The organism is Pedobacter sp. 01T416_2, assembly GCF_056398925.1.
This window is the reverse complement of record NZ_JBFTQI010000048.1, coordinates 1-14,278: the sequence shown is the minus strand read 5'-3', so window position 1 is coordinate 14,278 and position 14,278 is coordinate 1. Positions and strand designations below refer to the sequence as shown.

Here is a 14,278-nt window from a genome sequence, read left to right as displayed (position 1 = left end):
TAAGAACATTTCATATTCAGTTATCGCTGGTTTCATATTACTATTTGTTGCTGACTGGTACAACAAAACACCTCTGCTTTCAACTTTCATGATAGGTATAAATTACGTGGCTGCTTTGCTTACCTTTCAAATCCCTATCTATATATTATTTATTGCTATAGTTGTTATACCATTAACTTGGCGGTATCTTGCAGAACGAAAGAATAGAAGGTTGTTAGATGTTGATAACGGTCAATATCTAACCGCTACACATTTCAAGATGCTAAATTATACCGCTGACAAATTCCAACATACAGTTTGGAAATGGGATTGGAAATATAATGAATTATTAAAACGGTATGAAGTGAAGAATGTCAGCCCCGTTTGCAAAAACGAAGGTTGCCAACAAATAGCGATGGTCAGTGAAGGGTTGAATGATGAGTTTGGTTTATATATGTGGCGATGTCAAGACTGCTTAGAAATTACAGGTTCTGCTGATAGTGAACATGATATTATTGATTACGTAGAAAAGAAAGATTATTCTGCTTAAAACCTAACGGTTCAAAAAGAAACTTGCTGGTATAGTTGTACTGAAAAAGAAATTACTCATGATGCCATTGATAAATTCATCATACTTTTTGAAGCAAAAGATTATATCGTTTAAGTCACGTTTAGTTGGATCTAACAGGTGTACAACTTCTTTAGGGTGAACTTGCTTATTACGTTTCTTTCTCAATTTTCTCACAAGTTGCATTTGTGTTCTGAAATATTCGTCAACAATTTCTTCTTTACCAAACGTAGTTGCTATTTGGTCAAAGGTTAATTTCATTTTCTCGTTGAAGTCAATCTTCTCATCCTGTTGTGAGTGATTGTCTATTGTATTATAATAAAATATATCTGCCTCAATCAAGCCAAACAAATCTATTAAGCAGGTTTTAATCAAAATTTTATATTCTGCATCCCGACCTTCAAAAGACTTAGTTATTTCAATTAAACCATTGAAAGAATCTTTCATCTTATTGTGCAGTTTTGAAAACTTCGGTAGTACTTGCGAAGCCTTCAACATATCTTGTAAATTATCAAACTGCTTGGTTTTGCTTTCATCATCCATATTCCAAGATACAAAAAACCCTTCACGTAATTACACAATGAAGGATTCTACTATGAGAAATGATTTACAAAAGGTTTGACTGACCTGATATTCTACTAAGATACTGGTGGTCTAAACTTTTGTAAATGTTATTTTTTCTTTACTCTTTTTTTCTTTGGCTCTGACACCATGTTTCGTTGCAAAGTGGTTCTTCCCCAATTTTGGTAGTCAAGTCGATTTTCTTATTTCCTCTTCCATCGAGAATGATCTTTGCTAATTACTAAAAAGCATGTTTTATCGTCCGATGCGAGCTGACACTTTATTCCACCACCAAAATTGAGAAAGAACCACTTTCGTTGAAATATGCAGGTTTGCCGGAGATCTAAATGATCCTAAAGATTTTTTTGGATGGATCGAGTTTCTCTAATAACTCCTCCAAATCAGTTTTGGACTGCTGAAAGTACCTCATTAAGTTTCCCAGATTGGTGAGCAGATAAAGGCTTTCCATGTTGATGCCTACCACATTATCAAGGCATTTCCTCGTGCTCGAGGCCATTTGGTGCGTGTCTTCATCAGCGCTCAGACGGTCGAGCTCTTTTATCATGGGAGCAAAATAGTCGCTGTTGAGCACGCGGTAGTCGAATTTTCCGTCCTGCTGATGTGGCAGAACCTGTGTTCCATAAAGTTGATCCAGCGTTCTGAACTTGTCGCCATGTAGCGCCTCCATGCCACCTTTATTGAACAATTTGTTTTTGTATACGTGGAGGGCGTGCAGAAGTTCCTGGAAATTGGCAGTCAGCTTATCATTTCTCTTTCCAATCTCTTCCAGTCCCTTTACAAAGGTATCTTTTAGCAGCAGGCTATTGGATTTGATGATGCTGAGTTGAAGGTTGATCTGACCCGCCAGCGATACGGCTTCCTGGTAGTCCTTGAAATAATAGCGGTTGATGTATTCCAGCAGTTCGGATTTATCAAGCGATTCGAAGTTTTCACATTCCAGCGAAGCGATACTGACCATTTTTGGTGGTTCATTTGGGTTCGCCGTGCGGTGATCGATTGACTTTTGAATCTCTTCGGCCTGTCTTTCCAGTGGCTTGACAAGTGTCTGAAGCTCGGTCTTCCATCTTTTGCCTATTTTTTTTGTCCGTTTGATATTTGACCARCCATCGATGAGTTCCTTAAGTACAAGACCCAGTACCAATGTGATTACCGGAAGTATATCCTTGTACCAAGGACTGCTTGCCTTGGCTGCAGGATTTTCCAACCTGATGCGGATAGCGTGATCGGGCATGGTCGTCTTAATCTTTTGTTCTTTCGGCAAGGTGACAGACGGCTGGGCTGAGCGCTTTGGAGTATCAATTTTTTTTCCAATGGCGGAGACGACCTGTTGCTCGGCTGCCGTCTTTTGAACTGCCCTGCTATCTTTGGAAGCAAGTGATACGGCGATCACCAGCACGATCATAAGTTTGTTTTGTGAAAGCATATAATTGAAGTTGATTTTTTCCGTTCGGCAAATATACCCATTTCAGCCCTGACCTATACAGATCTGGATAGGGCCGGAGAATGATTATTCATTGATCTGACGCCACCCTATCAGCAGGAATTATCTGTAGAGCAGTTCCAACTCGGACGGATTTTCGCAGATCGGAAAATATGTTAATAATCAGTAAATTTACAGAGAAGAACAAAAATATAAATCAATGCTCCAAGATAACACCCCAGATGCCGCAGAATCCAGCGCGGGAGATGACTTTCATATTTTATGGTCGATCCAGAAGTGCCTCAAGCTGATCAACTTTGAGCCAAATGGCTTAAAGGCGATTTCAGTGGAGAACCTCTCTACTTCCGACAGTTCGTACCTTAATACCGGAGGGGGGATGAGTCTTGGCGTGGACCTGACCGAATATTACGGTGGAACCAGCATCCTGGATTCAGAGCGGATCGTTGTTTCCCAGCTCAAATATAGCACGCGCACCCCAGATAAGGACTGGACAGCAGCAAGGATCTGTACCAGCAGCAAGGGTGGATCGGAAGGCTCGATCATTGACCGTTTGGCGCAGTTCTACAGCAGGCTTTCAGCTCAGATCGATAGGTCAATATTACTGGACAAGGTTATCATCAAACTGGTGAGCAATCGCCCCGCCGCTGACAAGCTTGTTAAAGTTTTGGAGACATGCAAATCGTTGATCTGCCAGCAGCGCCCAAATAAAACGAGCATGAGCGAGCTCAATGCCAAACTTACTGCCGGCCAACAGAAAGATCTTTCCCGTCTGCTGAATGCTTCGAAGCTCGATCAGTACCAGTTCGTAGATTTCGTCAGTTTACTTGACCTGTCCGATTGCAACCAGTCCTCCAGGTTCCAGCTCGAACAGCAGATCATAGCGGCCATAACCAAATGGACTGCCTTTAAAACCTCACTGGAATACACTTATCTGCACAAACTGATCTGGGGAAAGATGATGCCCGAACAGAAGCAGATCAATACTGTTGTGCTCTCGGATGTGATCCTGGCCTTCGGACTTGCCGATATTTCGGCGATCTTTCCGGTAAACAACAAGATTTCAGCGCCAGAAAAGCTGGTACCAAGGGAGCAGCTTTCTGCTATCAAAGATGAACTGCTCAAACCGGAGAACCAGCTCATCTGCCTGCACGGTGGTGCCGGTATAGGAAAATCTACGCTGGTCAACATGATCCCCAGCGTTCTTCCGGAGGGTTCGGTGTCGGTCATCTTCGACTGTTATGGCGGAGGAAGTTATCTTGATCCAGAAGATCGCCGGCATAAGCACCAGGCCGGTATACTCCAGATCTGCAACGAACTTTCCCTCAAGGCCGGCTCCAGCCTGCTCCTGAGTGAAGATAAACCTGACGAATTTTACCTCAAACAGCTAAAGGAGCGGATGAGTTCCGCGCTTGCCATTATGCGGGCGATCCATCCAGAGGCTGTCCTTGCCATCATCCTGGACGCGGCGGACAACAGTGTCACCGCATCGGAACTTTACGATGGCAAGACTTTTATCAGGGACCTTTCGGAGATGCAGTTTCCCGAAGGCTGTAACATCATTCTGTCGGCCAGGACCGAAAGGCTAGATACCCTGAAGCTGCCAGAAGAGGCAATAACCATCCCGCTAGATCCTTTTTCCGATCGGGAGACCAGATTGTTTCTAGAGGGATATTTTCAAGATGTTTCAGAAGAGCAGGTCCTTGAGTTCAAAAAGCTGACCCATGCGACCCCCAGGGTCATGGCCTACGCACTTGAGCTTCCTGGAAAGAGCCTTAACGACAAACTTCTTCCACTCAAACCAGACGGAAAGACCCTGGAACAGATCTTCAGGTTACGTGTGCGCGAAGCAGAGCGCAAAGCTACCAAAAGACAGGTCACCGCGTTTTTGAAGCACCTGATTGCCATGCCCCGGCCGGTTCCGATGGACTTTGTCACCAGCGCTACTGGTCTTAGTGAGGCCGCGATTGGCGACATCAGGGTAGATCTTTGGCGGGAGATTCTGGAAAGTAACCGTGAATTCACTTTCCGTGACGAGGATTTCGAAACCTTTTTGAGAAAAAGCTACAAACTCGGCCAGCCCGATTATGAACATATCGCACTAAAACTGCTGGAAGCTGCCCCATCAGATGAGTATTCCAGTACCCACCTGTCGAATTTTCTGAGCAAATCCGGCATGTACGCCGAGCTGAGGGACATTGTGATCGAAAAAAAATATCTAAGCTATCCGCTTGACCCGGTAAAAAATAAAGAGGTATTCATCGAGCGGACCAAGGCCGCCATGCGCATGTCCACTACGGAATTCGATCCCCAGGATTTCATCAAGCTGCAGATCGTATCGGCCGAAGCGGCCAAGACCAATAGCGTGCTGGAGGAAATCCTACTGGACAAGCCGGACCTGGCGGCAAGATACGGTAACCTGCAGACCAACCAGAAGATCTACTTCCAGTCGGGCAATCCGGGCTGGTTCGGCAAGGTACACTATCGCAATGCGGCCGTGTATGCCAGGCAGAAAGAGACCTGGGACCTGGCCAAACAGCACCTGCGCAAGGCCAGGGAGTGGGTAGACTACCGCAATAAACTCGATGAAGAAGAACTGCGGGAATACCGACTTACCGCCTATGATCTCGCTTTTGGAGCTGAAGCGGTACTTCACCTTTTTGGGGTGGACAAGGCCATTGAATGGCTCGGCAAGTGGAACCCCAAGGGAGCAGTATACGATGTCGTGCATGTCTTGCTGAACAACCTTTTTGCCCTGGGCAATACCGTTCAGATCGACCGCTGGCTTAAAAATAAGGGCGACCAATTGCGCATAGATCTCAGGCTGCTGATTGTCCAGGTCTATTTTTTAAATGGCGTTAAAATTCCGCTCGACCTGAAAAAGGTATTGGCGGAAGTTGCTGTGCTTTCCAGGATCTCCAAAAAGGAGGATGAGCTGATGGAATCCATTGTCGCATGTTGTGAGGCATGCCTTGCTGCTGGCATATCCGATGTAGAAGTCAAGCCCCTATTGGGGCTGATCGATATACAGATCCCCGGACATCCCCCGAGCCTTTATTCCACGGGCCGCTCGGAGATGGAGCGTCTGGACCTGTTACTAAGAAAGGGGTTGATCCTGCACCTGTTCGAAGAGCGTTCATTTACCACAAAGGATTTCTATCCGAAATGCCTACAGGAAAAAAATGCCAGTACCGACCACAAAGTTCGCTCACAGGTAGAGGACCAGGTGAAGCGTTTCGAGCGGATCTACGGGCACCTGCTGCCCGCCTATAAGATCAGGGGGAACTATTTTTTCAGGAAACAATCATCAAAGGCCCAGCTGGAAAATTTGGGCAGCCTGCTCTCCAATTTTGACAGCGATTGGGAGCTCAACTATTACCAGAGACATGAAGCTCCGGGCCTGCAGAAGTTCATCATATTAAAGCTGTTGGACATCGCCTTCCACCAAAAAGGTGATGGACTGATCCATTCGATCAGGGACCGTATCCTAAAGGGCGAGCTCAAGGAGATCGATCTGTTGCTCTCGATCTGTGAAAAGCTGGGGCGTAAGGAACGTCTTCGCGAAACGGTGATGGCCATTCTATCCCATACCGAGCAGATCATAGACTCGGCGAACCTCTCGGGGAAGGAGATCATAGACAACTACACCAGGGCTGCGGTAACCGCCAGCCGATGCTCGCTGGAGGCTGGCAAGTACTATTTTGATAAGATGGTACAGGCCTCTACCGAGATCGATTTCGAGGCCTTCGACCAGATTCGCAGTGTCCATGAACTGAGCAAGCTTATTCCGCCACTACAGAACACGGACCTGGCCATCCAATTCTTCAGGTACTCCGAATACTGCCACCAGCGGATGCGCAGCTGGGACGGGTTCCCTTGGGATGTGGTAGTGCCGACATTGGCAAAACTGGACATCCGTACGGGGTTTGCCGTGGTCTGCCAGTGGGACCATAGATACGTTCGGTCGACCGACCGGCACTACATGGAGCTGATAACTGCTGCCCTGGAGCAGGAATTTATCCCTGCGGACATCGCTACCGGGATGCTGGCCATGAACAGGTACTATTACGACGGGCTTGCAGATTACCACAGGCTGCTGTTGGAGAGGATAGATGAKGCGAAGGACCATAAACTCAAGAACGAGGCACTGGTGCAGATCATTGCGGATATGAAATTGCATCGTCCGGGAATGAAGAATACGGCTTTTTTGAGGGGATTTTTGGATCTGGTTAAGAATGGTAAGTTTACCGACAAGACAATCATAAAAGACCTGGAAGGGTATATTGCAGAATTGGAAGCCATCATCGTACCAGCGCCTGATGAAGAAGCTGAGAACGGTGAGAAATCGGACAAGAAGCGAAAGGCGCTTTATTCCAAAGTACTGAAAAAGCATGCAAAGGTGGCTCCCGGTATTTTAAAATCAATTCTTGATGAGATCAGGGGCGGTGAAGCACGTGCCTACGTCAACATGGGGCAGTTATTCTCCGAAATTGCCAAAACGGCAAAGCCCGGGAACTACATCGCCTACCTTGAAGATCTGGTCGATGTGGATGGTATAGGGATCTGTTACAGTGATTTCGAAGATGGGCTGAAGATCCTTTTGGACAATTGGAAGAATGACAGGCAGGTCGGTGAATGGAAGAAAAAAGCATTTGATAAGATCGTCCAGAGCTGGTTCTATATCTTTTTTTCGGAGGACTACATCAGCTACAGCTCGTTGAAGCGTCTGGCGGCAATCCTGGGCATCCAGGAGCGCGACTTTGCCCTGGGGCTGATCAGGATGATCCCAGAGAAGCTCGACGGTTTTTCATCCAAGGTCCTCTATCAGATGCTCAGCTTCGTCTATCCGCTCACCGGGACCGAGGAAAAACAGCAGGTTTTGGGCTGGATCCTATCCAGGTGGTCTGCCAAGGTCCCAGAAGATTATGCGGTAACCGTGGCATCCGCCACCTTGCTATCAGGAAACCCGGCTGAAGTGGTGGCGACCTTTCTGCGTTATCACCTGGGCCATCCCAAAAAGAGGGTGAGGTGGATCACTGCGCACATCCTACGCCGCATAGTAAGGCTGGGGAATACCGATGTGATAATCTCGCTGCTGGATCAGCAGGATCAGCAGGATTGCCATCCCTTTCAGGACCAGCAGAATTTTTTCTACTGGATCTCGGCAAAACTTTACCTATGGGTGGCCATTGCGCGTATCTGCCAGGAAAGTCCAGAGGTAATGCTGCCGTTGAAGGATTATCTGTTGGCCGAAATCAGGGACCGGAAGCTGCCGCACGCTCAGATCAAGTATTTTGCACAGCTTGCTGCAAAAGCCATCCTCAACTATCAGCCAACGGCATTTGACGCTGTGGAGAAAGACGAAATCGAGAACATACTTTCTTCACCTTTCGAGGTCATCAAACTCCGGCAGACCGAGTACCCTGAAGACCGGGAGCGCACCGATCTGAAATTCTCTTTCGATTCCATGGATACCCTTCCTTACTGGTACGAGCCGCTGGGAAGGATATTCAAAGTTGGCAGCTATCCGGTGGCTGCAGTCGCTGATAAATTTATCAGTGAGCATTGGGGCTATGTGGGTGATGTGAGAAAAGATGACCATATCAGGGATTCGGATTACAACGAGACAGGCAACCGGCATGGCTCCGAGCCGCGGGTAGAAAATCTGAGGAGCTATTACGAATACCACGGGATGTTCTGTGCGGCCTATACGCTGCTGCAGAGCAGGCAACTTGTGGTGGTGGAGGACAACTGGAGGGAAAGCTGGGAGGAGTGGCTGGAAGGATGGGCCACCTGCTGGAAAGATTTCTGGCTATCGGACTTCAACCAACCGACCCCACTGGTCAAAAAATACTGGGTCAACGACCAACAGGGAAATCCGGACTGGGAATGGGACATCGGGCAGGCGGATTTTGATGAGCTACTTGGGCTGGACCAGAAGGATACCCTTGTGGTGCACCTGGGCGCTACGGTTTATATCGGAAAGGACAGCGAAACCCTGAGCCTCCGCTCTGGACTTGTGGACCCGCAGACTGCGCCTGCACTGTTGAGATCCTTTCAGACCAGGTCGGCAAACGAAAACTACATTTCCATGGAGGACGATGATGATCACGAGGGCTATGAGACCCGGAGCCTGAAGGAAAGGTTTCCCATGTTCAAGATACACGGCTGGCTGAGGCAGGAAAAGACCGAGGTAGAAGGCATAGATGACAATGATCCGCTGTTCAAGGATGTTTCCAAATCAAGGATAAGACTTGGCAATGCTTTCCAGCAATGGAGCGGCTGCGGGTTTTCGGTCGATTTCGGTTATAGCTACAGGGGAAAGCCTATCGAGCAGAACCGGATCTCTGAACTTTGGATCTGGTCCTCTGTTAGCGAAAAGGACAGCTATAGCAAATTCTCCAGTAATGGGGTCTCCCTGGGCATGAAAAGGGAAGAACTGAAAGCTTTCCTCATGGACCAGAAAAAAGACCTGATCGTTAAGGTCGAGATCAAGCGGAGCGTGGAAAGGCGCGAGTACAAATATTATCCCGAATACACCAAAATTTATTTATTCAGAGCAAATGGAAGAATTGAAATACTCTCAGGAGACTATAGCACTTGGTAAGAAGCTGATCAGGGAATTCTCCGCACACGACAAGCGTGACCTTACCCTTGGCTGGATGGCCCATTATCTTTCTGAGCTGATCGCATCAGCTGAACAGGAGCAGAAAGGGGCAAAAAAAGCGGAGCTGAACAGGCAAGCCTATGAAATGATCTTGACGTTATGGCAGAACAGAAACGATTTTCCAAGGGGAACTAGGCCCCTGACGGGTCTCTCTTCGGCGGTAGAGGTGGTCAGATCGCTCAGAAAGCGTGATCCCGGATTGGATTATTGGCAGCGCAACAGGGAGTACCAACAGAACGGACCCTGGGGGAATTTTGCGGAAACGGTGAGAAATTCATCGGAGAACATCTTTGCGCTCGCTGTTTTTGCCAGTGTAAGCGAGGATGCGCTGGCTAGGGAAAAGGAATGGTCGGAGTTTCCAAACCTATTGTCAGAGGAGGAACGGGAGATGCTGGAGTATATCGATGAGATTCTTACCCGGGACGAAAATCCGATAAAGATCCATTTCACCAGCCCTGACAGCAAGGAAAAGCCCAAGGAGGTAGAAAAGATGAACAAGTTGCTGGCCAGGATGGAGAAGCTTCTGAAAAAACAGACTGCCCAATTTGAGGCGCTTAAAAGTACGGTACTTAAGGGCAGGGAGCTTGATACTGACAGTGATAGTGACGATGATTGGGAAGATGCCTTCAATGATCTGCTGGATTAAAAAAGGCGAGTTTCGACCGTCATGTTAGTGTGGCAGATGAGCCTAAATACTGTGCCGGAGATCTTCGCAGCGGATAAATTTATGCCTCAAGGCGGGCTACGTCGACAGTAGACGACCCTGCAGATTCAACATAAACGTTCCCAAGGTTTCGTTCAGTCCGGCCAGTTTTTTACTCCATAGCTTAAACGCTTCCATCTTGAAAATTGGGCACTCCTCGGCTGTACAGTTTGGAGCGGAATCCAGTGTCTACTATTAGTGACGGTCTATTCCTGGCCAAATTGTATGCGCTGATCGAAGGAAGAGACTTTCCTCTGGGAGTAACTCCTTTTCATTTTTTAAGTTCAGGCCAAAATGAGGCCTCAGGCGATAAAATCGTATCTGATACGATGTTTGGTTTATTGGGTAAGTCTTGAGCGTCTCAGGACGTTTTTTTTGAAGATTTTCAGCTGTATTAATTAGGGTGATGCGTTGCTGACCTAATGGAAAAGATCTGATATCGTGCTGAACTCGGTTAGGTAGGAGCTTACCGGAAGAAAGAAATTTGAGCTTGGTGATCCTTTGCGTTCATAGGGGAAAGAAACAGTTTAGGCAATTGACAGGCAGTCAAATTGTCCCCAGCAAAAAATAAAATCTGTATTTAAACATTATAATTCTCCATCGTAACCTGTTATCATTCTCCCCCTCCCTGTCAGGGACAGCAGTGGCATCCTTTTGGAACAAAAGATACAGCAAATGGCCCGGACCGCAGGGGACAGCACAGAAAAACAAAAAAACAAAACATCTAAACCTTCATCCCCTAACCAGAGCAGATACCGTCTCGCTAACATCTTCCCAAACATCAATTCCCCATAACTTATACCAGTAAAAAATAACGTAAATTCGGCCATAGCTTAACCAACATGACCTACCCTCTTCCTCCCAATCCAGCACTCCCCATACCCCTACTGGCTGCAAGCTTCAACAACACCTCAGCAACCTATAAATATTACTGGCTGTTATCCATTTTATCAGAACTGGAAGAAGGAAACATCGTAATACCAAAGCACCGTCTTTTTGCAGGCATGGTATCGCGCGCCTGGTATACCGTTAATTATTTCCATGTTTCATTTGGCAAACAGGACCAGCTACAGCGGGCAATCAGCCAGATCAGAGAACTGGAGGGCATAACTATCGATGAAAAACAAGAAGTTGTTAAAAAGAAGATTATCGGTAGCCTAAATCCGTTAACAGCCAAAGCCATCCAATATTTTGATAAAGAGGTACCTCACCGGTATCTAAGCCCATGGTTTCCGGAATCAAAAGGAAACCGATCTGAAATACACCAGCGTTCAGCAAATTTCGAAAACAGCAGTCCATATGCACTGGATGAACAGAGCCTAAGGATAAACCCGCTCTGGCAGGCCTATCTCGTCGAACATGCCGGTATTTTAAAGGCATTCTGTTACTGGCACTTGAGTCTTTACCTACAAAAACACAATCCCAACGTTCCCGATATCCCGAATAAACTTATCAAACCAGCAAAAAGGAACAGCCTGTTAAACCAGCGCAAATTCTGGAACAGGATTCTAGACCATACCGGGCCACTGGAATGTATATACACGCAAAAAAAACTTGCGCATGGCAACTTCGCCGTTGAACATTTCATCCCCTACGCCTTTGTGTCGCATGATTTGATCTGGAACCTGATCCCGGCAGACCCATCTTTCAACAGCAGGAAGAATGACAAGCTGCCAAGGATAGAGGATTACTTCGATGGGTTTTATAACCTACAGAAAACCGCAATTACCATTATGGCTGAAAACTATCCGAAAGAACCCATAATGGATGAATACCTAAGTATATTTCCTAATGCAGATGCGCACCAATTGCCTGAAATTGATTTGAAGCGACGATTTTTAGAGAATATCCAGCCGCTGCTTACTATTGCAAACAATAATGGTTTTGAATACATGGGTAAGTTTCTGCTACAGCAGCCTAACGGATACGATTGCTGATGCTATCGCAAAAATTTTAAAACCCTAAACACAAGCTGAACGGACTGCTGAAAATTCAGCTCAATAAGATGATGTTAAAAGGTCATGTAAAATGCGCAAACATCAACTTTCAGGTGCGCACTCATTGCTAATATTTCAAAGAAGGAGGTTCTTACCCCCCCTTCTTTTTGTTACCATAGGCTTCCGACAGCGTGGTAAACACTAAAAAGTTGAAATGACGAGTTAATAAATAAACCATTATTTCACTGGTAAAATCTTGAATTATTGAAATTCAAGCAACATTTTTATGTGAATGACCATTTTTTTATGCGAACGGCCTGTACCGCGATGCGAAAGACTTCCAAAGCAGCCAGGCATTGCTAATTAAGAATACAATTATTATTTTAGCCATATACTTAGCCGAAACTATTTTGTTATGGAACTAAAATGCGTAATCATCGATGATGAAAACTACATACTAAGCCAAATAGAGGAACTTATATCAATAACACCAGGAGTCATCCACGAGAAAAGCTTTGATAATGCATATAATGCTCTAACATATCTACATGTCCAAAAACATGTTGACATCGTCCTTTTAGATATTGAAATGCCACAGATCAATGGCATTGAAGCCGCAAAACTGCTTAGGCCATACTGTGATTTTTTAGTATTCGTTACAGGCCATTCGGAATACGGAGCCCAAAGTTTCGAGATCGGTGTAGATGGTTATTTACTTAAACCAGTAAGCGAAGTTAAATTTATTCAGCAGGTTCAGCGCCTATTGGAAATAAAGTCAAATGAATCGTCAATTAAAAATCCCGACAACTTTCTACTGGTAAAGGGAGGATCAAAGCATAAATATATCAGCATACAGCTCGAAAAGGTTTTATACATCAAATCGATGTCAAACTATGTACGGATTTTTTTAACGGATGAGGATCACATCACCTATCATACGATGAAGCATATAGAAGAGGCCATCCGGGAACGAACTGAATTTTTGAGGATCAACAGGTCTGAAATTGTATCTTTTAATCACGTCAAACAGGTTGATGGATACCAAATATTGCTTAATAACGGAAACAAATTTATGGTAAGCAGAAGTTATAAGCATAAATTTGATGGGTTCTTGCGCAACCGGTTACCGGGCCCGGGGATCAGATAAGCTACAAACGATCTTTTAAAAAAATCTCAACGAAATTAAAAATAAGAGGCTTTCTTGGATCGCTGCAGAAAAAACAAAGTCCAGCAATTTTATATCGCGCAGTTTTGTTACTTTTTTTACATCTCACACGCCACATGCTTGCGCCAGCGTAGGATTGTAACTAAATGATTACCAGCTCCTTAAATTCATCAGGAATTTCATTATATAGAGGAATCATTAGCCTTGAGGGAAGCCAATTACCTACACCATACTGAATGTCTTCATCACTTATTTTTTTCATTGAAGGCTCAGATCTCAATACACCTCTAAAGTGTGCGCCAAGAGAGATATCGCCTATAATAAATATACCCTTATTAAACAGCGAAAGCCCAACATTCTGATGGGCTCTGCAATAACTATATCCATTCCTCACACACCACAGGCGTGCGCCAGCGTGAGCGGACTTTAGTCTAGACCAGGAGGTTTTTTTAATCTTAGTCCTTGCAAATATTTGTTTTGAATACCATTATAATAATCTGAAATCCTTTTTTCAACATGAATCTGATCCCAGACAGCCAAGCGCTCTAATCCTATGCACTCTAGGTATTCTACTTTTTCACAGCTACCATTCCAATCTATCCAACAATTCGTTAAATCACCTATCTCTTGAATAAAAAACGGAACTGTTTCTTTTAGGTCTGCAGGTAGCTCGCCGACCCCGATGATCTTCCATGCACCACTTTTTATGGCTTTATGGTTAACTAAAATTTTAAAGATAATTTTTGATTGTTCTATTAATGAAAGATCAGTTTCCTCTTGGTTTGTTCTAAAATCATAAAATGCATACACATAGTTTGCAATGATCCTGCCATAAATATGATAACCCTCGTCGATCTGCACTTTGAAAAATGCACCTAAAATTTCCTTTTGTTTCAACATCCACTTTAGCTAAATGTTTTTAAAGATGGCGAGTTAAATTATAAAAGTAAACCGGACCTGTCAAAAGACAGAATCCGGCTTTATTAACGCTCTCAATGCACAAGATATAAAAAATACCTTCACCTAAAAACTTTGTTAATATTTTCCGCAAAAAAACCGTATCCGCATTTAATCCTATCCAGTCTAACAGAAGCCTAGCTACCTGCGAAACAAAAAATAACGCTCAAGAGCGTCTAAACGTTAATAACAACCAATTCATTACCTATATCAAATACTAACCAACTGCTCCTGATCACCATCTTCCGCACCGCCTCCCTCATTCTTTACCTTATCTTCTTC

At 45.0% G+C, this 14,278-nt stretch carries 8 protein-coding genes; 5 read left to right on the top strand and 3 right to left on the bottom strand.

Annotated features, from left to right (window positions below; genetic code table 11):
• Nucleotides 1–529 (top strand): hypothetical protein (locus AC1DPQ_RS03785; protein ID WP_477608005.1); only part of this gene is annotated, 529 nt, incomplete at its 5' end.
• 3 nt (nt 530–532) lie between these two features.
• On the opposite strand, the gene AC1DPQ_RS03780 is transcribed toward AC1DPQ_RS03785, so the two are convergent.
• Nucleotides 533–1,090, bottom strand: a complete 558-nt coding sequence (locus AC1DPQ_RS03780; protein ID WP_477579142.1) for a hypothetical protein — start codon at nt 1,088–1,090, stop codon at nt 533–535.
• A gap of 361 nt (nt 1,091–1,451) precedes the next feature.
• The gene (locus tag AC1DPQ_RS03775; RefSeq protein ID WP_477579140.1) at nt 1,452–2,552 is read right to left on the bottom strand and encodes a hypothetical protein; all 1,101 of its coding nucleotides are present in this window, start codon (nt 2,550–2,552) and stop codon (nt 1,452–1,454) included.
• A gap of 217 nt (nt 2,553–2,769) precedes the next feature.
• On the opposite strand from AC1DPQ_RS03775, the gene AC1DPQ_RS03770 reads away from it, so the two are divergent.
• The 4 genes from AC1DPQ_RS03770 to AC1DPQ_RS03755 all read left to right on the top strand — a co-directional run bounded on the left by AC1DPQ_RS03770 (nt 2,770) and on the right by AC1DPQ_RS03755 (nt 13,021).
• Entirely contained in the window at nt 2,770–9,174 is a 6,405-nt protein-coding gene (locus tag AC1DPQ_RS03770) for a P-loop NTPase family protein (protein ID WP_477608003.1), read from the top strand.
• Nucleotides 9,131–9,880: a hypothetical protein gene (locus AC1DPQ_RS03765; RefSeq protein WP_477579137.1), complete on the top strand. Its 750-nt coding sequence runs from the start codon at nt 9,131–9,133 to the stop codon at nt 9,878–9,880. The genes AC1DPQ_RS03770 and AC1DPQ_RS03765 overlap by 44 nt, the downstream gene beginning before the upstream one ends.
• 899 nt (nt 9,881–10,779) lie before the next feature.
• Nucleotides 10,780–11,874: an HNH endonuclease domain-containing protein gene (locus AC1DPQ_RS03760; protein WP_477608001.1), complete on the top strand. Its 1,095-nt coding sequence runs from the start codon at nt 10,780–10,782 to the stop codon at nt 11,872–11,874.
• 415 nt (nt 11,875–12,289) lie between these two features.
• Nucleotides 12,290–13,021 carry a LytR/AlgR family response regulator transcription factor gene (locus AC1DPQ_RS03755; protein ID WP_477579135.1) on the top strand — a complete coding sequence of 244 codons (732 nt, stop codon included), beginning with the start codon at nt 12,290–12,292 and terminating at the stop codon, nt 13,019–13,021.
• A gap of 444 nt (nt 13,022–13,465) precedes the next feature.
• Here the strand turns inward: AC1DPQ_RS03755 and AC1DPQ_RS03750 are convergent, their stop codons facing one another.
• Complete coding sequence (locus AC1DPQ_RS03750; protein WP_477579133.1) at nt 13,466–13,939, bottom strand: Imm26 family immunity protein; 474 nt, start codon at nt 13,937–13,939, stop codon at nt 13,466–13,468.
• Nucleotides 13,940–14,278: the final 339 nt, after the last annotated feature.

Coding starts and splice junctions, on each gene's coding strand:
- AC1DPQ_RS03780 (WP_477579142.1), bottom strand. CDS start 1,090: ATGGATGATGAAAGCAAAACCAAGCAGTTTGATAATTTACAAGATATG.
- AC1DPQ_RS03765 (WP_477579137.1), top strand. CDS start 9,131: ATGGAAGAATTGAAATACTCTCAGGAGACTATAGCACTTGGTAAGAAG.
- AC1DPQ_RS03760 (WP_477608001.1), top strand. CDS start 10,780: ATGACCTACCCTCTTCCTCCCAATCCAGCACTCCCCATACCCCTACTG.
- AC1DPQ_RS03755 (WP_477579135.1), top strand. CDS start 12,290: ATGGAACTAAAATGCGTAATCATCGATGATGAAAACTACATACTAAGC.
- AC1DPQ_RS03750 (WP_477579133.1), bottom strand. CDS start 13,939: ATGTTGAAACAAAAGGAAATTTTAGGTGCATTTTTCAAAGTGCAGATC.